Source organism: Streptomyces venezuelae ATCC 10712, assembly GCF_008639165.1.
GTDB lineage: Bacteria > Actinomycetota > Actinomycetes > Streptomycetales > Streptomycetaceae > Streptomyces > Streptomyces venezuelae.
In genome coordinates this window covers 1,227,458-1,248,622 of record NZ_CP029197.1, presented here as the reverse complement: position 1 = coordinate 1,248,622, position 21,165 = coordinate 1,227,458, and the positions used below count along the sequence as shown (strand labels likewise).

Annotated in this window: 20 protein-coding genes; 19 read left to right on the top strand and 1 reads right to left on the bottom strand. The window is 71.9% G+C overall.

The window, feature by feature from the left end; genetic code table 11:
- Position 1 precedes the first annotated feature (1 nt).
- From ruvX to nusB, 11 genes are all read left to right on the top strand, one after another.
- Positions 2 to 466, top strand: a complete 465-nt coding sequence (gene ruvX, locus DEJ43_RS05405) for a Holliday junction resolvase RuvX (RefSeq protein ID WP_041662143.1) — start codon at positions 2 to 4, stop codon at positions 464 to 466.
- Between the two features lie 102 nt (positions 467 to 568).
- Positions 569 to 2,374, top strand: coding sequence for an endolytic transglycosylase MltG (mltG, locus tag DEJ43_RS05395; protein ID WP_015032305.1), 1,806 nt, complete (start codon positions 569 to 571; stop codon positions 2,372 to 2,374).
- Positions 2,374 to 3,201: a shikimate dehydrogenase gene (locus DEJ43_RS05390; RefSeq protein ID WP_015032304.1), complete on the top strand. Its 828-nt coding sequence runs from the start codon at positions 2,374 to 2,376 to the stop codon at positions 3,199 to 3,201. Before mltG ends, DEJ43_RS05390 begins: the two co-directional genes overlap by 1 nt.
- Before the next feature lie 156 nt (positions 3,202 to 3,357).
- On the top strand, positions 3,358 to 4,542 hold the full coding sequence (aroC, locus tag DEJ43_RS05385) for a chorismate synthase (RefSeq protein WP_015032303.1): 1,185 nt from the start codon (positions 3,358 to 3,360) through the stop codon (positions 4,540 to 4,542).
- Positions 4,539 to 5,060 (top strand): shikimate kinase, encoded by a 522-nt coding sequence (locus DEJ43_RS05380; protein WP_015032302.1) that lies wholly within the window; start codon positions 4,539 to 4,541, stop codon positions 5,058 to 5,060. The genes aroC and DEJ43_RS05380 overlap by 4 nt, the downstream gene beginning before the upstream one ends.
- Positions 5,057 to 6,154 (top strand): 3-dehydroquinate synthase, encoded by a 1,098-nt coding sequence (gene aroB / locus DEJ43_RS05375; protein ID WP_015032301.1) that lies wholly within the window; start codon positions 5,057 to 5,059, stop codon positions 6,152 to 6,154. Before DEJ43_RS05380 ends, aroB begins: the two co-directional genes overlap by 4 nt.
- The gene (gene aroQ, locus DEJ43_RS05370; RefSeq protein WP_015032300.1) at positions 6,151 to 6,597 is read left to right on the top strand and encodes a type II 3-dehydroquinate dehydratase; all 447 of its coding nucleotides are present in this window, start codon (positions 6,151 to 6,153) and stop codon (positions 6,595 to 6,597) included. Before aroB ends, aroQ begins: the two co-directional genes overlap by 4 nt.
- 142 nt (positions 6,598 to 6,739) lie before the next feature.
- Positions 6,740 to 7,870 carry an AAA family ATPase gene (locus tag DEJ43_RS05365; RefSeq protein WP_202490714.1) on the top strand — a complete coding sequence of 377 codons (1,131 nt, stop codon included), beginning with the start codon at positions 6,740 to 6,742 and terminating at the stop codon, positions 7,868 to 7,870.
- Between the two features lie 74 nt (positions 7,871 to 7,944).
- Positions 7,945 to 9,057, top strand: a complete 1,113-nt coding sequence (locus DEJ43_RS05360) for an aminopeptidase P family protein (protein WP_015032297.1) — start codon at positions 7,945 to 7,947, stop codon at positions 9,055 to 9,057.
- A gap of 49 nt (positions 9,058 to 9,106) precedes the next feature.
- Positions 9,107 to 9,673: an elongation factor P gene (gene efp / locus DEJ43_RS05355; protein WP_015032296.1), complete on the top strand. Its 567-nt coding sequence runs from the start codon at positions 9,107 to 9,109 to the stop codon at positions 9,671 to 9,673.
- Between the two features lie 2 nt (positions 9,674 to 9,675).
- A complete protein-coding gene (nusB, locus tag DEJ43_RS05350) occupies positions 9,676 to 10,113 on the top strand; it encodes a transcription antitermination factor NusB (RefSeq protein WP_015032295.1) in 438 nt (145 codons plus the stop codon).
- A 158-nt stretch (positions 10,114 to 10,271) separates the two neighbouring features.
- Here the strand turns inward: nusB and bldD are convergent, their stop codons facing one another.
- Positions 10,272 to 10,772, bottom strand: a complete 501-nt coding sequence (bldD, locus tag DEJ43_RS05345; protein ID WP_015032294.1) for a transcriptional regulator BldD — start codon at positions 10,770 to 10,772, stop codon at positions 10,272 to 10,274.
- A 246-nt stretch (positions 10,773 to 11,018) separates the two neighbouring features.
- Here bldD and pyrR point away from each other — a divergent pair, with 246 nt between their 5' ends.
- The 8 genes from pyrR (at position 11,019) to pyrF (ending at position 20,980) form a co-directional block, all read left to right on the top strand.
- A complete protein-coding gene (pyrR, locus tag DEJ43_RS05340; protein ID WP_015032293.1) occupies positions 11,019 to 11,585 on the top strand; it encodes a bifunctional pyr operon transcriptional regulator/uracil phosphoribosyltransferase PyrR in 567 nt (188 codons plus the stop codon).
- Between the two features lie 85 nt (positions 11,586 to 11,670).
- Positions 11,671 to 12,657, top strand: coding sequence for an aspartate carbamoyltransferase catalytic subunit (locus DEJ43_RS05335; RefSeq protein WP_015032292.1), 987 nt, complete (start codon positions 11,671 to 11,673; stop codon positions 12,655 to 12,657).
- Positions 12,658 to 12,659: 2 nt separating this feature from the next.
- The gene (locus tag DEJ43_RS05330; protein ID WP_015032291.1) at positions 12,660 to 13,946 is read left to right on the top strand and encodes a dihydroorotase; all 1,287 of its coding nucleotides are present in this window, start codon (positions 12,660 to 12,662) and stop codon (positions 13,944 to 13,946) included.
- Positions 13,943 to 14,515, top strand: a complete 573-nt coding sequence (locus tag DEJ43_RS05325) for a PH-like domain-containing protein (protein ID WP_071891160.1) — start codon at positions 13,943 to 13,945, stop codon at positions 14,513 to 14,515. The genes DEJ43_RS05330 and DEJ43_RS05325 overlap by 4 nt, the downstream gene beginning before the upstream one ends.
- Positions 14,512 to 15,660, top strand: coding sequence for a glutamine-hydrolyzing carbamoyl-phosphate synthase small subunit (carA, locus tag DEJ43_RS05320; RefSeq protein ID WP_015032289.1), 1,149 nt, complete (start codon positions 14,512 to 14,514; stop codon positions 15,658 to 15,660). The genes DEJ43_RS05325 and carA overlap by 4 nt, the downstream gene beginning before the upstream one ends.
- Positions 15,653 to 18,961 carry a carbamoyl-phosphate synthase large subunit gene (gene carB, locus DEJ43_RS05315; RefSeq protein ID WP_015032288.1) on the top strand — a complete coding sequence of 1,103 codons (3,309 nt, stop codon included), beginning with the start codon at positions 15,653 to 15,655 and terminating at the stop codon, positions 18,959 to 18,961. The genes carA and carB overlap by 8 nt, the downstream gene beginning before the upstream one ends.
- Positions 18,962 to 19,037: 76 nt before the next feature.
- Entirely contained in the window at positions 19,038 to 20,147 is a 1,110-nt protein-coding gene (locus DEJ43_RS05310; RefSeq protein WP_041662141.1) for a quinone-dependent dihydroorotate dehydrogenase, read from the top strand.
- Positions 20,144 to 20,980 (top strand): orotidine-5'-phosphate decarboxylase, encoded by an 837-nt coding sequence (pyrF, locus tag DEJ43_RS05305; RefSeq protein ID WP_015032286.1) that lies wholly within the window; start codon positions 20,144 to 20,146, stop codon positions 20,978 to 20,980. The genes DEJ43_RS05310 and pyrF overlap by 4 nt, the downstream gene beginning before the upstream one ends.
- The last annotated feature ends 185 nt before the right edge of the window (positions 20,981 to 21,165 follow it).

The following is a 21,165-nucleotide window of genomic DNA, read 5'->3' as shown; positions in this document are numbered from 1 at the left end:
GATGCGCCGCGGCCGCCGTATCGCGGTGGACGTCGGGGACGCCCGGATCGGGGTCGCCTCGTGCGACCCCGACGGGGTCCTCGCCACGCCGGTGGAGACCGTGCCGGGACGTGACGTCCCGGCCGCCCACCGGCGGCTCCGCCAGATCGTCGAGGAGTACGAGCCGATCGAGGTCGTCGTGGGCCTGCCCCGCTCGCTCAGCGGGCGGGAGGGTCCGGCCGCGACCAAGGTCCGTGCCTTCGCGGGGGAGATGGCCAAGGGCATCGCCCCGGTGCCGGTCCGCCTCGTCGACGAGCGGATGACCACGGTCACCGCGACCCAGGGGCTGCGGGCCTCCGGGGTGAAGGCGAAGAAGGGGCGGTCCGTGATCGACCAGGCCGCCGCTGTGATCATCCTGCAGAACGCTCTTGAGGCCGAACGGGTATCAGGTAATCCGCCCGGTGAGGGCGTCGAAGTGGTCATCTGATCGCGATACGGTAACGTTCCGCGCGATGCGGCGGTGTTCGAACAACTGCCGCACTACGTAGAGGCGGATCGTCCGGAAGCCTCGCGGCTGTTTTGGGGATCGATGACTGAGTATGGCCGGAGCCCCGGCTCCGAACCGTGGCACCCCGGGGACCCGCTGTACGGGGACCAGGGGTGGCAGGGCCAGCAGCAGCAGTACCCGCACCCGCAGCAGGCGAGCCAGTACGACCAGGGCGCTCACGGCTACCAGGACCCGTACGGGCAGGGCGGTCAGACCGGTCACGCCCCCCAGGGGTACGAGGGCGACGCCTACCAGCAGCATCACCAGCAGGGCTACGAGCAGCAGCAGTACTCGTACCAGCAGCAGCCGCAGGGATACGTCGACCCGCAGTACCCGCAGCAGGCCCAGCAGCAGCACTACCAGCAGGGCTACGAGCAGCAGCAGTACGGCACGGGAGCCCAGGGCGGCTACGACACGCCCGGGCACCTCGGACAGCAGTACGACGGCAACTGGGAGACGAGCCAGGCGGCGATGCCGTACGGCACCACCCCGGCCGATCCGTACGGCGGCCAGAACCCCGACCTCTACGGCACCCCCGAGGCCTACCCCCCGCCCCAGCCCCCCGGCCGGCGGCAGAACCCGCCGGAGCCGGTCATCGACTGGGCACCGGAGGAAGAGGCGCGCCCGGAGCGGGAGGAGGAGAAGCACCCCTTCTTCACCGGCGACGAAGAGGACCGGGACGACCAGGACGACGCGTACGACGAGGAGCCCCCGCGCGGCGGCCGCGGCTCCCGCGGCGACGACCGCGAGCGCCGGAGCAAGGCGAACAAGCGCAAGGGCAAGAACGGCGTGGCCTGCCTGGTCGTCGCGCTCGTCCTGGCCGGCGGCGTCGGCGGCGTCGGCTACTTCGGCTACCAGTTCTGGCAGGGCCAGTTCGGCGCGGCCGAGGACTACGCGGGCGCCGGCTCGGGCGAGGTCCAGGTCGAGATCCCCAAGGGAGCGCTCGGCAACGAGATCGGCAACATCCTGAAGAAGGCGGGCGTCGTCAAGAGCGTCGACGCCTTCGTCTCCGCGCAGGGGCGCAACCCCAAGGGACTCTCCATCCAGGCCGGCGTCTACACGCTGAAGAAGGAGATGTCGGCCGAGAGCGCGGTCAAGATGATGCTCGACCCGGCGAGCCAGAGCAATTTCGTCATCCCCGAGGGCCGGCGGAACGTCTGGGTCTACGAGCAGATCGACAAGAAGCTCGGCCTCGACGCCGGCACGACGCAGGGCATCGCGAAGGCCAAGGCCAACGACCTGGGCCTGCCGGACTGGGCGAAGAACCACAAGAACGTGAAGGACCCGCTGGAGGGCTTCCTCTTCCCGGCGAGCTACCCGGTGGCCAAGGGCAACAAGCCCGAGGACGTCCTGCGCAGAATGGTCAGCCGCGCCAACCAGGAGTACGGCAAGCTGGAGCTCGAAGCCAAGGCGAAGCAGCTCGGCGTCGAGAGCCCCTGGCAGCTCATCACCATCGCCAGCCTCGTCCAGGCGGAGGGCACGTCGCACGACGACTTCCGCAAGATGGCCGAGGTCGTCTACAACCGCCTCAAGCCGTCGAACCCGCAGACCTACGGCGGCCTCGAGTTCGACTCGACGTACAACTACATCAAGAACCAGAGCAAGCTCGACCTCACCCTCGAAGAGCTCCGGAAGTACGACAACCCCTACAACACCTACTTCGTCAAGGGCCTGCCGCCCGGCCCGATCGGCAACCCCGGCGTCGAGGCGATGCAGGGCGCGGTCAGCCCGACGAACGACGGCTGGTACTACTTCATCTCGATCGACGGCAAGACCTCCCAGTTCACCAAGACGAACGCGGAGCACCAGAAGCTCGTCGAGAAGTTCAACGAGTCGAGGAAGAACTGATGGTGGCAGCACGCCGTGCGGCGGTCCTCGGATCGCCGATCGCCCACTCGCTCTCCCCGGTCCTGCACCGGGCCGCGTACGCCGAGCTCGGCCTCGACGACTGGTCCTACGACCGCTTCGAGGTCGACGAGGCAGGGCTGCCCGGCTTCGTCGGAGAACTCGACGAGAGCTGGGCCGGGCTGTCCCTGACCATGCCGCTCAAGCGGGCGGTCATCCCGCTGCTCGACGAGATCAGCGACACGGCCGCCTCGGTCGAGGCGGTGAACACGGTCGTCTTCGGCGAGGACGGCCGCCGGACCGGCGACAACACCGACATCCCCGGCATGCTCGCCGCCCTGCGGGAGCGCGGCGTCGAGAAGGTGGAGTCGGCGGCGATCCTCGGCGCCGGCGCCACCGCCTCCTCCGCCGTGGCCGCCCTCGCCCGGATCTGCGGCGGCCCCGTCACCGCGTACGTCCGCAGCGAGGCGCGGGCCGAGGAGATGCGCGGCTGGGGCGAGCGGCTCGGCGTGGACGTCCGCACCGCCCCCTGGGACGACGCGGCCGAGGCCTTCGCGTCCCCGCTGGTCGTCGCGACCACCCCCGCCGGCACCACGAACGCCCTGGCCACCGCCGTCCCGGACGCCGTCGGCACCCTCTTCGACGTCCTGTACGACCCCTGGCCGACGGCACTGGCCGCGGCCTGGTCCGAACGCGGCGGCAAGGTGGTCGGCGGCCTCGACCTCCTGGTCCACCAGGCGGTCCTCCAGGTCGAGCAGATGACGGGCGTCCCCAAGGCGCCGCTCGCCGCCATGCGCGCCGCGGGGGAGCGGGCGCTCGCCGCCCGCTAGGCGCCCGAAGACCCCCGCAGAAGGCGACCGGACGTCCGACAGCTGGACCGGGGGCCGAGGTAGCCGCCCGGACGTGGGAGGATCGGGGATGGCGGGCCAGGGCCGCGCACCCGGTCGCGCCGTCGCAGTACCCAGGCGCGAGCATGAGGAGCATCGTTGAGCAGGTTGCGTTGGCTGACCGCTGGGGAATCCCACGGACCCGCGCTGGTCGCGACCCTGGAGGGTCTTCCGGCCGGCGTCCCGGTCACCACAGAGCTGGTGGCGGACCACCTCGCGCGGCGACGCCTCGGCTATGGGCGCGGCGCCCGGATGAAGTTCGAGCAGGACGAGATCACCTTCCTGGGCGGAGTCCGGCACGGACTCTCCCTCGGTTCCCCGATCGCCGTCATGGTCGGCAACACCGAGTGGCCCAAGTGGGAGAAGGTCATGTCGGCCGACCCCGTCGACCCCTCCGAGCTCAAGGAGACCGGCCGCAACGCCCCGCTGACCCGGCCGCGTCCCGGCCACGCCGACCTCGCCGGCATGCAGAAGTACGGCTTCGACGAGGCCCGGCCGATCCTGGAGCGCGCCAGCGCCCGCGAGACCGCCGCCCGCGTCGCCCTCGGCGCGATCGCCCGCTCCTTCCTCAAGGAGACCGCGGGCATCGAGATCGTCTCCCACGTCGTCGAGCTGGCCGCCGCCAAGGCGCCGTACGGCGTCTACCCGACCCCCGCCGACGTCGAGAAGCTCGACGCCGACCCGGTCCGCTGCCTCGACGCCGACGCGTCGAAGGCGATGGTCGCCGAGATCGACCAGGCCCACAAGGACGGTGACACCCTCGGCGGCGTCGTCGAGGTCCTCGCGTACGGCGTGCCCGTCGGCCTCGGCTCCCACGTCCACTGGGACCGGCGCCTCGACGCGCGGCTCGCCGCCGCCCTCATGGGCATCCAGGCCATCAAGGGCGTCGAGGTCGGCGACGGCTTCGAGCTCGCCCGCGTGCCCGGCTCCAAGGCCCACGACGAGATCGTGAAGACCGAGGACGGCCTCAAGCGCACCTCCGGCCGCTCCGGCGGCACCGAGGGCGGCCTCACCACCGGCGAACTGCTCCGGGTCCGCGCCGCGATGAAGCCCATCGCGACCGTCCCGCGCGCCCTCGCCACCGTCGACGTCGCCACCGGCGAGGCCACCCAGGCCCACCACCAGCGCTCCGACGTCTGCGCCGTCCCGGCCGCCGGCATCGTCGCCGAGGCCATGGTCGCGCTCGTCCTCGCGGACGCCGTCGTCGAGAAGTTCGGCGGCGACAGCGTCCCGGAGACCCGCCGCAACGTCCGTTCGTACCTCGAGAACCTGCGCATCCGGTGACCGCCGGCCCGCTGGTCGTCCTCGTCGGACCCATGGGCTCCGGCAAGTCCACGGTGGGCGCGCTCCTGGCCGAACGGCTCGGCGCGCCCTACCGGGACACCGACGCCGACATCGTCGCCGCCGAGGGACGCGAGATCTCCGACATCTTCGTCGAGGACGGCGAGGAGCACTTCCGCGCCCTGGAGCGGGACGCCGTCGCCGCGGCCGTCGCCGAGCACGAGGGCGTCCTCGCCCTCGGCGGCGGCGCCGTCCTCGACGCAGGCACCCGCGCCCTGCTCGCCGGGCGCCCCGTCGCGTACCTCTCCATGGACGTCGACGAAGCGGTCCGGCGCGTCGGCCTCAACACCGCGCGCCCGCTGCTCGCCGTCAACCCGCGCCGGCAGTGGCGCGAGCTGATGGAGGCGCGCCGCCATCTGTACACCGAAGTCGCCCGGGCCGTCGTCACCACCGACGACCGCACCCCCGAAGAGGTCGCGGACGCGGTCCTCGCGGCACTGGACCTGAAGAAGGACGCATGACGACGGACCAGGAAGTCACCCGCATCCACGTCGCGGGCAGCGCCGGCACGGATCCGTACGAGGTGCTGGTCGGACGGCAGCTGCTCGGTGAGCTCCCGGCGCTGATCGGCACCCAGGCCCGGCGGGTCGCCGTGATCCATCCGGAGGCGCTCGCCGACACCGGCGAGGCGCTCCGCGCCGACCTCGCCGAGCAGGGCTACGAGGCCGTCGCCATCCAGGTGCCGAACGCCGAGGAGGCCAAGACCGCCGAGGTCGCCGCCTACTGCTGGAAGGCGCTCGGCCAGACCGGCTTCACCCGCAGCGACGTCATCGTGGGCGTCGGCGGCGGCGCCACCACCGACCTGGCCGGTTTCGTCGCCGCGACCTGGCTGCGGGGCGTCCGCTGGATCGCCGTCCCCACCACCGTCCTCGCCATGGTCGACGCGGCCGTCGGCGGCAAGACCGGCATCAACACCGCCGAGGGCAAGAACCTCGTCGGCGCCTTCCACCCGCCCGCCGGCGTCCTCTGCGACCTCGCGGCCCTCGACTCGCTGCCGGTGCACGACTACGTCAGCGGGCTCGCGGAGATCATCAAGGCCGGCTTCATCGTCGACCCGGTGATCCTCGACCTCATCGAGGAGGACCCGCAGGCCGCCCGCACCCCGGCCGGCCCGCACACCGCCGAGCTGCTCGTCCGCTCGATCAAGGTCAAGGCCGAGGTCGTCTCCGGGGACCTCAAGGAGTCCGGCCGCCGCGAGATCCTCAACTACGGTCACACCCTCGCCCACGCCATCGAGAAGAACGAGCGGTACAAGTGGCGCCACGGCGCCGCCGTCTCCGTCGGCATGGTCTTCGCCGCCGAGCTCGGCCGGCTCGCCGGCCGTCTCGACGACGCCACCGCCGACCGGCACCGCGCGATCCTGGAGTCCGTCGGCCTGCCGCTCAGCTACCGCGGCGACCAGTGGCCCAAGCTCCTGGAGACCATGCGGGTGGACAAGAAGTCCCGCGGCGACCTGCTCCGCTTCATCGTCCTCGACGGCATCGGCAAGCCGACCGTCCTCGAGGGCCCCGACCCGGCGGTCCTGATCGCGGCGTACGGCGAGGTGTCCGCGTGACCGAGCCCCGCCCCGTCCTGGTGCTCAACGGCCCCAACCTGGGCCGGCTCGGCTCCCGCGAGCCCGACATCTACGGCGCCACCTCCTACAAGGGGCTCGTCGAGTCCTGCAGGTCCCTCGGCGCGGAGCTCGGCTTCGACGTCGAGGTGCGGGAGACGAACGACGAGGGCGAGATGATCCGCTGGCTGCACGAGGCCGCGGACCGCTCGATCCCCGTGGTGATCAACCCGGGCGCGTTCACGCACTACTCGTACGGGATGCGCGACGCGGCCGCCCAGCGGACCGCGCCGATGATCGAGGTGCACATCTCGAACCCGTACGCCCGGGAGGAGTTCCGGCACACCTCGGTCGTCGCGGCCGTGGCGACCGGGACGGTCGCCGGCTTCGGCATCGGTTCCTACCGGCTGGCCCTGCGGGCGCTCGCCGAAGAAGTCACCGGCTGACGGGGCACCAGGGGGAGTCCCCGGCCGTTCCCCTCGTGGGGGGCCGGGGGCGGTAACGTTCCGGCGCACCGGATACACCACGGGACACCCGGGCACACGGGGTTCACGGACACATCAGGCGTACGAGACGGAGTGGCACCGGATGCAGCACGCAGTGGGGGGCCCGCTGCCACCGCCCGAACGACCGGGCCAGGCGCCGGGACATGCGCCCGGCCAGGGGGCCGGCCAGGGGGTCGGCACGGGGCAGGGGCCCGGTGTCGGCTCGGGTACGGCTCCGGGGCACGGGGCCGGCGTCGGGCCCGCGCCCGCCTTCGCTCCCGTTCCGGGTGCCGTTCCCGGCCCCGGCTCTGGCCCCGGCCCCGTTCCCGGTGCCGTCGTCGGCTCGGGCCCGGGGTCCCATCCCGGTGCCGCCGCCGGCACGGGCCAGGGGTCCCATCCCGTACCGCCGCCTCCGGCCGGGGCGCCGTACCCGGGGGCGGGCGACGGAGCGCGGCTCGGGGTGCACCCCACCGTGCCGACCGGGGCCCCCAGGCCCCCGCACCCCGCGCAGCCGCCCGCGCCCGGCTGGAGCGCGCCCGGCGCCGTGCCGCCGTCCGGCGGGCCGCAGCATCCCGGCGGGCCTTCCTCGCACCGCGCGGACCCCACCGGGCACGTGCCGCTGCCGCCCGTGAGCGCGCCCCTCGCGCCCGCCGTGGAGCACGGCGCGGGAACCGGCGCGGCGACCCTCGCCGTGCTGCTCATCGGCCCCGCCGGGGCGGGCAAGACGACCGTGGCCCGGCACTGGGCGCAGCGCCGCCGGGTGCCCACCGCGCACATCAGCCTCGACGACGTGCGCGAATGGGTCTGCTCCGGTTTCGCCGACCCGCAGTCCGGCTGGAACGAGCACTCCGAGGCGCAGTACCGGCTCGCCCGCCGCACCTGCGGCTTCGCCGCGCGCAACTTCCTCGCCAACGGCATCTCCTGCATCGTCGACGACGCCGTCTTCCCCGACCGGCCCGTCGTCGGTCTCGGCGGCTGGAAGCGCCATGTGGGCCCCGGTCTGCTGCCCGTGGTGCTGCTGCCCGGCCTGGAGATCGTCCTGGAGCGCAACGCCGAGCGCAGCGGCAACCGGCGCCTCTCGGACGAGGAGGTCGCCGCCATCCACGGCCGGATGGCCGGCTGGTACGGCTCCGGGCTGCCGATCATCGACAACTCCACGTACGACGTCGAGACCACCGCCCGGGTCCTCGACGACGTCCTGGCCCGCGCGATAGCCAGCCCGCCGACCTGGTGACCCGGCGGGCGTCCCCGGGCCCGGTCGGCCGCGCAGAACAGGCCACGGCGCCCCGCTGCTCGTAGGCTCGGAGCATGTCAGAGGTGTATGCGGACCGCCGGGTACGGCTGCGCGACCGCTGCGCGGCCGCCGGCAGCTCGGCGGCCCTGGTCTCCCGCCCCGCCAACGTCCGCTATCTCGCGGGCGGTTCGCCCCCGGGCGCCGTTCTCCTCGTCGGGCCCGAGCCCGACGCGGACGTGCTGCTCTGCCCGGTCGCCCCCGGCGGCGAGCCGGCCGACGGACGGCTCGACGAAGCGCTCCGCCGCCAGGTCGTGCCCACCGGTGGCGGCGATCCGGCCGTCGCCGCCGTCGACCTCGCCCGTCGCGCGGGCGCCGACGCGCTCGCCGTCGAGGAGCACGACCTGACCGTGGCCCGGCACCGCGCCATGGGCTCCGTCGCGCCCGGACTGCGCCTCGCCGACCTCGCCTGCGCCGTCGAGCAGCTCAGGATCGTCAAGGACGAGGACGAGATCGCCTGTCTCCGGATCGCCGCGGAGATCGCCGACCAGGCGCTCGGCGAGCTCTTGGAGTCGATCCTGGTGGGGCGGACCGAGCGCCACCTCGCCCTGGAGCTGGAGCGGCGGCTCGTCGACCACGGCGCCGACGGGGCGGCCTTCCCGACCTCCGTGGCGACCGGCCCGCACTCCGGCCGCCGCGGCCACCGGCCCAGCGACCGCCGGGTCGAGGAGGGGGATTTCCTCTCCGTCTGCCTCGGCGCCGACTACCGCGGCTACCGGTGCGAGATCGGCCGCACCTTCGTGATCGGTACCACCCCCGCCGACTGGCAGATCGAGCTGTACGAGCTCGTCTTCGCCGCTCAGCGGGCCGGACGGGAGGCCCTCGCGCCGGGCGCGGAGTACCGCGACGTGGACCGGGCGGCCCGCCAGATCCTGGAGTCCGCGGGCCACGCGGAGGCCGCCGTACCGCTCACCGGGCACGGGGTCGGGCTCGAAATCGACGAGGACCCGCAGCTCTCACCCTCGGCCATGGGTAAACTGGACGCTTGTGTGCCGGTCACCGTCGAACCGGGGGTCCACCTCCCGGGCCGGGGCGGAGTCCGGATCGATGACACGCTCGTCGTGCGCCAGGAGGCGGACGGCGGACCCGAGCTACTCACCATCACGACCAAGGAGCTGCTCGCGCTGTAGAGCGCGTACGCCTCCTCGGTCCCACGTCAGTCCAGGAGATTCCGCAACCGTGGCTTCCACGAACGACCTCAAGAACGGCATGGTGCTCAAGCTCGAAGGCGGCCAGCTCTGGTCCGTCGTCGAGTTCCAGCACGTCAAGCCCGGCAAGGGCCCGGCCTTCGTGCGCACCAAGCTCAAGAACGTGCTGTCCGGCAAGGTCGTCGACAAGACCTTCAACGCCGGTGTGAAGGTCGAGACGGCCACCATCGACCGCCGCGAGATGCAGTTCTCCTACATGGACGGCGAGTACTTCGTCTTCATGGACATGGAGACCTACGACCAGCTGATGGTCGACCGCAAGGCCGTCGGCGACGCCGCCAACTTCCTCATCGAGGGCTTCACCGCCCAGGTCGCGCAGCACGAGGGCTCGGTGCTCTACGTCGAGCTCCCGGCCGCCGTCGAGCTGACGATCGAGCACACCGACCCGGGCGTCCAGGGTGACCGCTCCACCGGTGGCACCAAGCCCGCCCGCCTGGAGACCGGCCACGAGATCCAGGTCCCGCTCTTCGTCACCACCGGTGAGAAGGTCAAGGTCGACACCCGCGACAGCAGCTACCTCGGCCGGGTGAACAGCTAACCGTGGCCGCTCGGAGCAAGGCCCGCAAGCGCGCCTTCCAGATCCTCTTCGAGGCCGACCAGCGCGGTGCCTCCGTCCAGCAGGTGCTCGCGGACCAGGTCCGGCTCGCGCGGTCCGACGACCGCCAGCCCCCGGTCAGCGACTTCACCATGCAGCTGGTCGAGGGGTACGCGGCCCACGTGGCGCGGATCGACGAGCTCATCGCGACCTACGCGGTGGACTGGGACCTCGACCGGATGCCCGTCGCCGACCGGAACATCGTGCGCCTCGGCGCCTACGAGGTGATCTGGGAGGACGGCACGCCGGACGCGGTCGCGATCGACGAGGCGGTGCAGCTCGCCAAGGAGTTCTCCACGGACGAGTCCCCGACCTTCGTCAACGGTCTGCTGGCGCGCTTCAAGGACCTGAAGCCGCGTCTGCGCCGGGACGCGGACGTCTGAGTCCGTAGACGTCACCGGCAGTCGAAGGGGCCCGCAGCACTCGTGCTGCGGGCCCCTTCGGCGTTCTCTGGCGCTGGGCGCGAAAGCGCCGGGCCCGTGGACGTCGGATGACGTCCACGGGCCCGGCGGTACGTTTCTGCTGGGTCCCCGTAAGGGGTTCAGTTCTCCTCGTGGGCGACGGCGCGGCGCGCGTCCGCGTCGAGGACGCCCCAGCTGATCAGCTGCTCGGTGAGGACCGAGGGCGACTGGTCGTAGATCACGGCCAGGGTGCGCAGGTCGTCCTGACGGATCGACAGCACCTTGCCGTTGTAGTCGCCGCGCTGCGACTGGATCGTCGCCGCGTAGCGCTGGAGCGGGCCCGCCTTCTCCTGGGGGACGTGCGCGAGGCGCTCCAGGTCAAGGACGAGCTTCGGCGGCGGCTCGGCGGCCCCGCCCGGAGTCGTGCCCGGCAGGAGCTCCTGCACCGGCACCCCGTAGAAGTCGGCCAGCTCGGCAAGACGCTGCACGGTCACCGCGCGGTCGCCGCGCTCGTAGGAACCGACCACCACGGCCTTCCAGCGGCCCTGGGACTTCTCCTCCACCCCGTGGAGCGAGAGACCCTGCTGGGTGCGGATGGCACGGAGTTTGGCCCCGAGCTGCTTTGCGTATTCGCTGGACATAACGCTCCCGGACGCTGTGACGACATGCGGCTGCGCCGCGCGGCTGGTAACTCACTGTGAGGTTACGCAGCGTTACTCTTTCCCGTCAAGCCGAATGGTCCGTACCGCCCCCTCCCGGGGGACGGCGCCCGGAGTGGCGCCAGGGGTGCGAGGGGGGCTCCCGTCCGCCCCTGGTATCGTGGACGACGCACTTTCGACGTCCTTTAAGAACCGTCCCGTGAGGCGGAGAAGGAGGTCCGTTTCTTCATGGACACCCAGCAGCAGTACGGCGACGACGCGCGGCCCGTTCTCGAGGCCCCGGACATCGCGCGGGTCCTCACCCGCATCGCACACGAGATCGTCGAGCGCGCCAAGGGCGCAGACGACGTGGTTCTCCTCGGCATTCCCACACGCGGTGTCTTCCTCGCCCGCCGGCTCGCCGAGAAGCTCGAATCGATCACCGGCACCAAGATCCCGGTCGGCTCCCTCGACATCACGATGTACCGGGACGACCTGCGGATGAAGCCGGCCCGTGCCATCGGCCGCACCGAGATCCCCGGTGACGGCATCGACGGCCGCCTCGTCGTCCTCGTCGACGACGTCCTCTTCTCCGGCCGCACCATCCGCGCCGCCCTCGACGCCCTCGGCGACATCGGCCGCCCCCGCGCGGTCCAGCTCGCCGTCCTCGTCGACCGCGGCCACCGCGAGCTTCCGATCCGCGCCGACTACGTCGGCAAGAACCTCCCCACGTCGCTGCGGGAGACGGTCAAGGTCCAGCTCGCCGAGGAGGACGGTCGCGACACCGTCCTGCTCGGCGCCCGGCCCTCCGCCTAGCCGGACCGGCTTCCCCCGCGGGGCCGGGGCACACCCCTGCGCCCCCGCATGCCCTCACACCTCCCCACCACGGAGAGACACCCCGATGATGCGTCACCTCATCTCGGCCGCCGACCTCACCCGCGACGACGCCGTCCAGATCCTCGACACCGCCGAGGAGATGGCCCGGGTGGCCGACCGGCCCATCAAGAAGCTGCCGACGCTGCGCGGCCGGACCATCTGCAACCTCTTCTTCGAGGACTCCACCCGGACCCGGATCTCCTTCGAGGCCGCCGAGAAGCGCCTCTCCGCCGACGTGATCAACTTCGCGGCCAAGGGCTCCAGCGTCTCCAAGGGCGAGTCCCTCAAGGACACCGCGCAGACCCTGGAGGCCATGGGCGTCGACGCGGTCGTCATCCGCCACGGCGCCTCCGGGGCCCCGTTCCGCCTGGCCACCTCCGGCTGGATCGACGCCCCCGTCATCAACGCCGGCGACGGCACCCACCAGCACCCCACCCAGGCCCTCCTGGACGCCTTCACCATGCGCCGCCGCCTGGTCGGCCGGGACGCCGGGCTCGGCCAGGACCTCGCGGGCAAGCGGATCACGCTCGTCGGCGACGTGCTGCACAGCCGGGTCGCCCGCTCCAACGTCGACCTGCTGCACACCCTCGGCGCCGAGGTCACCCTGGTGGCACCGCCGACCCTGGTCCCGGTCGGCGTGGAGACCTGGCCCTGCGAGGTCTCGTACGACCTCGACCGCGTGCTGCCGAAGTCCGACGCGGTCATGATGCTGCGTGTGCAGCGAGAGCGGATGAACGCCGCCTTCTTCCCCACCGAGCGCGAGTACTCGCGCCGGTACGGGCTGGACGGCGAGCGGATGGCGAAGATGCCCGAGCACGCCATCGTCATGCACCCCGGCCCCATGGTCCGCGGCATGGAGATCACCGCCGAGGTCGCCGACTCCGACCGCTGCACGGCCGTCGAGCAGGTCGCCAACGGCGTCTCCGTCCGGATGGCGGTCCTCTACCTGCTCCTGGGCGGCAACGACTCCGACTCCGCCGTCACCCACACCCGTACCGAGGAGAACAAGTAACCATGAGCAAGACCCTGATCCGCGGTGCGCAGGTGCTGGGTGGCGACGTCCAGGACGTCCTGATCGACGGCGAGACCATCGCGGAGGTCGGCACCGGCCTGTCCGCCGAGGGCGCCACCGTGATCGAGGCCGACGGCCAGATCCTGCTGCCCGGCCTCGTCGACCTCCACACCCATCTGCGCGAGCCCGGCCGCGAGGACTCCGAGACCGTCCTCACCGGCACCCGGGCCGCCGCCTCCGGCGGCTTCACGGCCGTCTTCGCCATGGCCAACACCCACCCGGTCGCCGACACCGCCGGTGTTGTCGAGCAGGTCTACCGGCTCGGCAAGGAGTCCGGCTACTGCGACGTGCAGCCCATCGGCGCCGTCACCGTCGGCCTGGAGGGCAAGAAGCTCGCCGAGCTCGGCGCCATGCACGACTCCGCCGCCGGCGTCACCGTCTTCTCCGACGACGGCAAGTGCGTCGACGACGCCGTGATCATGCGCCGCGCCCTGGAGTACGTGAAGGCCTTCGGCGGCGTCGTCGCCCAGCACGCCCAGGAGCCCCGCCTCACCGAGGGCGCCCAGATGAACGAGGGCGTCGTCTCCGCGGAGCTGGGCCTCGGCGGCTGGCCCGCCGTCGCCGAGGAGTCGATCATCGCCCGCGACGTCCTCCTCGCCGAGCACGTCGGCTCCCGCGTCCACATCTGCCACCTCTCCACCGCCGGCTCCGTCGAGATCGTCCGCTGGGCCAAGTCCCGCGGCATCGACGTCACCGCCGAGGTCACCCCCCACCACCTCCTCCTCACCGACGAGCTGGTCCGCTCGTACAACCCGGTCTACAAGGTCAACCCGCCGCTGCGCACCGAGAAGGACGTCCTGGCGCTCCGCGAGGCGCTGGCCGACGGCACGATCGACATCGTCGCCACCGACCACGCCCCGCACCCGCACGAGGACAAGGACTGCGAGTGGGCCGCCGCCGCCATGGGCATGGTCGGCCTGGAGACCGCGCTCTCCGTCGTCCAGCAGACGATGGTCGAGACCGGCCTCCTCGACTGGGCCGGCGTCGCCGACCGGATGTCCTTCGCGCCCGCCCGCATCGGCCGGGCCACCGGCCACGGACGCCCCGTCTCGGCTGGTGAGCCCGCGAACCTGACGCTGGTTGATCCGGCTTACCGTGGTGTCGTGGACCCCGCGGACTTCGCCTCCCGCAGCCGGAACACCCCCTACGAGGGGCGTGAGCTGCCGGGACGCGTCACCCACACCTTCCTGCGGGGCCGGGCAACGGTCGTGGACGGGAAGCTGGCGTGACACCACTCATCGCAATCGCCGCAGGGGCTGCCGATCAGAAGTCGGCGGAGGTGACCGACTGGGCCGGACGGCTCGGCTGGGTCGCCGGACTGCTGCTCTTCATCGCCTTCGTGTACTGGCTGATGCGCCAGGGCTGGAAGTGGCGCGGCAGCCTCCAGTCGGACCTCCCCGCACTTCCCACCGCGCCCGAGACGGCCGGTACGGCGAAACTGACTCTCAGCGGGCGCTACCACGGGTCCACGACCGCCGGGCAGTGGCTCGACCGGATCGTCGCCCACGGCCTCGGCACCCGCAGCCGGGTCGAGCTCACGCTCACCGACGCCGGGCTCTCGGTCGTACGCCCCGGGGCGAACGACTTCTTCGTCCCGGCCGAGGCGCTGCGCGAGGCCCGCCTCGACAAGGGCATCGCCGGCAAGGTCCTCGCCGAGGGCGGCCTGCTGATCGTCACCTGGGCGCACGGCGACACCCTGCTCGACTCGGGATTCCGCTCCGACCGGGCGGCCGAGCACACCGCCTGGGTCGAAGCCATCAACTCCATGACCAACACGACGGAAGGCATCGCACGATGACGACCTCCACAAGGGGAGCTGCCAAGACTCCCGCCGTACTCGTCCTGGAGGACGGCCGCACCTTCCGCGGCCGTGCCTACGGGGCCGTGGGGGAGACCTTCGGCGAGGCCGTGTTCTCCACCGGGATGACCGGCTACCAGGAGACCCTCACCGACCCGTCGTACCACCGCCAGGTCGTCGTCATGACCGCCCCGCACGTCGGCAACACCGGCGTCAACGACGAGGACCCCGAGTCCGGCCGCATCTGGGTCTCCGGCTACGTCGTCCGCGACCCCGCCCGCGTCTCCTCCAACTGGCGCGCCCAGCGCTCCCTGGACGAGGAGCTGGCCGCCCAGGGCGTCGTCGGCATCTCCGGCGTCGACACCCGGGCCCTCACCCGCCACCTGCGCGAGCGCGGCGCCATGCGCGTCGGCATCTTCTCCGGCGACGCCTGGACGGGCGTCCGCGACGAGGCCCTGCTCGCCCGGGTCAAGGAGCAGCCCGAGATGACGGGCGCGAACCTCTCCGCCGAGGTCGCCACCAAGGAGGCGTACGTCGTCCCCGCGATCGGCGAGAAGAAGTTCACCGTCGCCGCCGTCGACCTCGGCATCAAGGGCATGACCCCGCACCGGATGGCCGAGCGCGGCATCGAGGTCCACGTGCTGCCCGCCACCGCCACCGTCGAGGACGTGTACGCGGTCGAGCCGGACGGCGTGTTCTTCTCCAACGGCCCGGGCGACCCGGCCACCGCCGACGGCCCCGTCGCCGTCATGCAGGGCGTCCTGGAGCGCAGGACGCCGCTCTTCGGCATCTGCTTCGGCAACCAGATCCTCGGCCGCGCCCTCGGCTTCGGCACCTACAAGCTGAAGTACGGCCACCGCGGCATCAACCAGCCGGTCCAGGACCGTACGACCGGCAAGGTCGAGGTCACCGCGCACAACCACGGCTTCGCCGTCGACGCGCCCCTCGACAAGGTCTCCGACACGCCCTACGGGCGCGCCGAGGTCTCCCACGTCTGCCTGAACGACCAGGTCGTCGAAGGCCTCCAGCTGCTCGACCAGCCGGCCTTCTCCGTCCAGTACCACCCCGAGGCGGCCGCGGGCCCGCACGACGCCGCGTACCTCTTCGACCGCTTCGTATCCCTGATGGAGGCCGAGCGTGCCTAAGCGCACCGATATCCAGTCCGTCCTGGTCATCGGCTCCGGCCCGATCGTCATCGGCCAGGCCGCCGAGTTCGACTACTCCGGCACCCAGGCCTGCCGCATCCTCAAGGCCGAGGGCCTGCGGGTGATCCTGGTCAACTCCAACCCGGCCACGATCATGACCGACCCGGAGATCGCCGACGCCACCTACGTCGAGCCGATCACCCCCGAGTTCGTCGAGAAGATCATCGCCAAGGAGCGCCCCGACGCCCTCCTGCCCACCCTCGGCGGCCAGACCGCGCTCAACACCGCGATCTCCATGCACGAGCAGGGCGTCCTGGAGAAGTACGGCGTCGAGCTCATCGGCGCCAACGTCGAGGCCATCAACAAGGGCGAGGACCGCGACCTCTTCAAGGGCGTCGTCGAGGCCGTCAAGGCCAAGATCGGCTACGGCGAGTCCGCCCGCTCGGTCATCTGCCACTCCATGGACGACGTCCTCAAGGGCGTCGACACCCTCGGCGGCTACCCCGTCGTCGTCCGCCCCTCCTTCACCATGGGCGGCGCCGGCTCCGGCTTCGCCCACGACGAGGAAGAACTGCGCCGCATCGCCGGCCAGGGCCTCACGCTCTCCCCGACCACCGAGGTGCTCCTGGAGGAGTCCATCCTCGGCTGGAAGGAGTACGAGCTGGAGCTGATGCGCGACAAGAACGACAACGTCGTGGTCGTCTGCTCCATCGAGAACTTCGACCCGATGGGCGTCCACACCGGTGACTCGATCACCGTCGCCCCGGCGATGACCCTCACCGACCGCGAGTACCAGCGGCTGCGCGACATCGGCATCGCGATCATCCGCGAGGTCGGCGTCGACACCGGCGGCTGCAACATCCAGTTCGCGATCAACCCCGACGACGGCCGCGTCATCGTCATCGAGATGAACCCGCGCGTCTCCCGCTCCTCGGCGCTCGCCTCCAAGGCGACCGGCTTCCCGATCGCCAAGATCGCGGCCCGGCTCGCCGTCGGCTACACGCTCGACGAGATCCCGAACGACATCACGGAGAAGACCCCGGCGTCCTTCGAGCCCACGCTCGACTACGTCGTCGTCAAGGCCCCGCGCTTCGCCTTCGAGAAGTTCCCCTCCGCCGACTCCACGCTGACCACGACCATGAAGTCGGTCGGCGAGGCCATGGCGATCGGCCGCAACTTCACCGAGGCCCTCCAGAAGGCCCTGCGCTCGCTGGAGAAGAAGGGCTCGCAGTTCACCTTCGTCGGCGAGCCCGGCGACAAGGACACGCTGCTCCGCGAGGCGGTCCGCCCCACCGACGGCCGCATCAACACCGTCATGCAGGCCATCCGCGCCGGGGCCACCCCGCAGGAGGTCTTCGACGCCACGAAGATCGACCCGTGGTTCGTCGACCAGCTCTTCCTGATCAAGGAGATCGCCGACGAGCTGGCCGCCGCCGACAAGCTGAACCCGGAGATCCTCGCCGAGGCCAAGCGCCATGGCTTCTCCGACGCCCAGATCGCCGAGATCCGCGGTCTGCGCGAGGACGTCGTCCGCGAGGTCCGGCACGCCCTGGGCGTCCGCCCGGTCTACAAGACCGTCGACACCTGCGCCGCCGAGTTCGCCGCCAAGACCCCGTACTTCTACTCCTCGTACGACGAGGAGACCGAGGTCGCGCCCCGCGCCAAGCCCGCGGTGATCATCCTGGGCTCCGGCCCGAACCGCATCGGCCAGGGCATCGAGTTCGACTACTCCTGCGTCCACGCCTCCTTCGCGCTCAGCGACGCGGGCTACGAGACCGTGATGGTCAACTGCAACCCGGAGACCGTCTCCACGGACTACGACACCTCCGACCGCCTGTACTTCGAGCCGCTGACGCTGGAAGACGTGCTGGAGATCGTCCACGCCGAGACCCTCGCCGGCCCCGTCGCCGGTGTCGTCGTCCAGCTCGGCGGCCAGACCCCGCTCGGTCTGTCCCAGGCGCTCAAGGACAACGGCGTGCCGGTCGTCGGCACCTCCCCGGAGGCCATCCACGCCGCCGAGGACCGCGGCGCCTTCGGCCAGGTCCTCGCCGAGGCGGGCCTTCCGGCCCCCAAGCACGGCACCGCGACCACCTTCGCCGGCGCCAAGGCCATCGCCGACGAGATCGGCTACCCCGTTCTCGTACGCCCCTCGTACGTGCTCGGCGGCCGCGGCATGGAGATCGTCTACGACGAGACCCGCCTGGAGTCGTACATCGCCGAGTCCACCGAGATCAGCCCCACCCGGCCGGTCCTGGTCGACCGCTTCCTCGACGACGCCATCGAGATCGACGTCGACGCCCTCTACGACGGCCACGAGCTCTACCTCGGCGGCGTCATGGAGCACATCGAGGAAGCCGGCATCCACTCCGGCGACTCGGCCTGCGCACTGCCCCCGATCACCCTCGGCGGCTTCGACATCAAGCGCCTGCGCGCCTCCACCGAGGCCATCGCCAAGGGCGTCGGGGTCCGCGGCCTGATCAACATCCAGTTCGCGATGGCCGGCGACATCCTCTACGTCCTGGAGGCCAACCCGCGCGCCTCCCGGACCGTCCCCTTCACCTCGAAGGCGACCGCCGTCCCGCTCGCGAAGGCCGCCGCCCGCATCTCGCTCGGCGCCACCATCGCCGAGCTGCGCGCCGAGGGCCTGCTGCCGAAGACCGGCGACGGCGGCACCCTGCCGCTCGACGCGCCGATTTCCGTCAAGGAGGCCGTGATGCCGTGGTCGCGCTTCCGCGACGTGCACGGCCGCGGCGTCGACACCGTCCTCGGCCCGGAGATGCGCTCCACCGGCGAGGTCATGGGCATCGACGCGGTCTTCGGCACCGCGTACGCCAAGTCGCAGGCCGGCGCCTACGGCCCGCTGCCCACCAAGGGCCGCGCGTTCATCTCGGTCGCCAACCGCGACAAGCGCTCGATGATCTTCCCGGCCCGCGAGCTCGTCGCCCACGGCTTCGAGCTGCTCGCCACCTCCGGCACCGCCGAGGTCCTCAAGCGCAACGGCATCAACGCCACGATCGTCCGCAAGCTCAGCGAGGGCGAAGGCCCCGACGGCGAGAAGACGATCGTCCAGCTCATCCACGACGGCCAGGTCGACCTGATCGTCAACACCCCGTACGGCACCGGCGGCCGCCTCGACGGCTACGAGATCCGTACGGCCGCCGTCGCGCGCAGCGTCCCGTGCCTCACCACGGTCCAGGCGCTCGCCGCCGCCGTCCAGGGCATCGACGCGCTCAACCGCGGCGACGTCGGGGTCCGCTCGCTCCAGGAGCACGCGGAGCACCTGATCGCGGCACGCGACTAGCAGCCCGTCTGAGGAGGGGGACACCGGCAGGATCTGCGGTGTCCCCCTCGTCATGAGCAGACCCGGACCGGAGCACATGTACAAGTTCTTCTTCAACGTCGTCTTCAAGCGCATGGACCCCGAGAAGGCCCACTACCTGGCCTTCCGCTGGATCCGCCTCGCGGCCCGCGTCCCCGTCCTGAGGACCTTCGTCGCCGCCGTCCTCGCCCCCCGGTACGAGGAGCTGCGCACCGAGGCCCTCGGCCTGCGGATGCACGGCCCCTTCGGGCTCGCCGCCGGCTTCGACAAGAACGCCGTCGCCATCGACGGCATGTCGATGCTCGGCTTCGACCACGTCGAGATCGGCACCGTCACCGGCGAGGCCCAGCCCGGCAATCCCAAGAAGCGCCTCTTCCGGCTGGTCCCGGACCGCGCCCTGATCAACCGCATGGGCTTCAACAACGAGGGCTCCGCCGCCGTCGCCGCCCGCCTCCACGCGCGCGTACCGGTCTTCAAGACGGTCGTCGGCGTCAACATCGGCAAGACCAAGGTCGTCCCCGAGGCCGAGGCCGCCGCCGACTACGTGAAGTCCACCGAGCGCCTCGCCGCGCACGCCGACTACCTCGTCGTGAACGTCTCCTCGCCGAACACCCCCGGCCTGCGCAACCTCCAGGCCACCGAGTCCCTGCGGCCGCTCCTCACCGCCGTACGCGAGGCAGCCGACCGCACCGTCACCGACCGCCGGGTCCCCCTCCTGGTCAAGATCGCCCCCGACCTGGCCGACGAGGACGTCGACGCGGTCGCCGACCTCGCCCTGGAACTCGGCCTCGACGGCATCATCGCCACCAACACCACCATCGCGCGCGAGGGCCTCGGCCTGAAGTCCGACCCCGCGCTGGTCAAGGAGACCGGCGGGCTGTCCGGCGCCCCCGTCAAGGAGCGCTCCCTCGCCGTCCTGAGGCGCCTGCACGCGCGCGTGGGCGACCGGCTCGTCCTCGTGGGCGTCGGCGGCATCGAGAACGCCGAGGACGCCTGGCAGCGCATCCTCGCCGGTGCCACCCTGATCCAGGGCTACAGCGCCTTCATCTACGAGGGCCCGTTCTACGCCCGCGCGATCCACAAGGGCCTCGCCGCGCGGCTCGCCGCCTCCCCGTACGCCACCCTCGCCGAGGCCGTCGGCGCCGACAACCGAAAGGCCACCGCGTGACCCTCTCCTTCGGAACCCGCCTGCGCGCCGCCATGGACGAGCGCGGCCCGCTCTGCGTCGGCATCGACCCGCACGCCGCCCTGCTCGACTCCTGGGGCCTGACCGACGACATCGCCGGCCTGGAGCGCTTCACCTTCACGGTCGTCGAGGCGCTCGCCGACACCGTGGCCGTCTTCAAGCCGCAGGCCGCCTTCTTCGAGCGCTTCGGCTCGCGCGGTGTCGCCGTCCTGGAGCGCGCCGTCGCCGAGCTGCGCGCGGCCGGCGGCCTGGTCGTCATGGACGCCAAGCGCGGCGACATCGGCTCCACCATGGCCGCGTACGCCGAGGCCTTCCTGCGCAAGGACTCCCCGCTCTTCTCCGACGCGCTGACGGTCTCCCCGTACCTCGGCTACGGCTCCCTGAAGCCGGCCGTCGACCTGGCGCGCGAGTCCGGCGCCGGGCTCTTCGTCCTGGCCCTCACCTCCAACCCCGAGGGGGCGGAGGTCCAGCGGGCCGTCCGCGAGGACGGGCGCACCATCGGCGCCACGATGCTGGCCCACCTCGCCGCCGAGAACGCGGGGGAGACCCCGATGGGCTCCTTCGGCGCGGTCGTCGGTGCCACCCTCGGCGACCTGTCCTCGTTCGACCTGGACATCAACGGTCCCCTCCTCGCCCCCGGTATCGGTGCCCAGGGCGCGACCCCGGCCGACCTCCCGGCGGTCTTCGGCGCCGCGGTCCGCAACGTCGTCCCGAACGTCAGCCGCGGGGTCCTGCGGCACGGCCCGGACGCGGCCGCCCTGCGGGACTCGGCTCACCGGTACGCGGACGAGATCCGGGCGGCCGTCGGCGGCTGACGCCCGCCGGCGCGTCGCCGCGGTGTCCCCGCGGTGTCTCCGGGGCCTCCCTCCGGTCGCTCCGCGGCCTCTGCGCAGGTCGGAGCGGATCGAGCCGGATTTCAGGACTGTTTCGGCCCGGTGAGACGAACCGTCTCACCGGGCCGTCTCACTCCTTGACGAAAACTTGGCTCAAAACCGGGTCG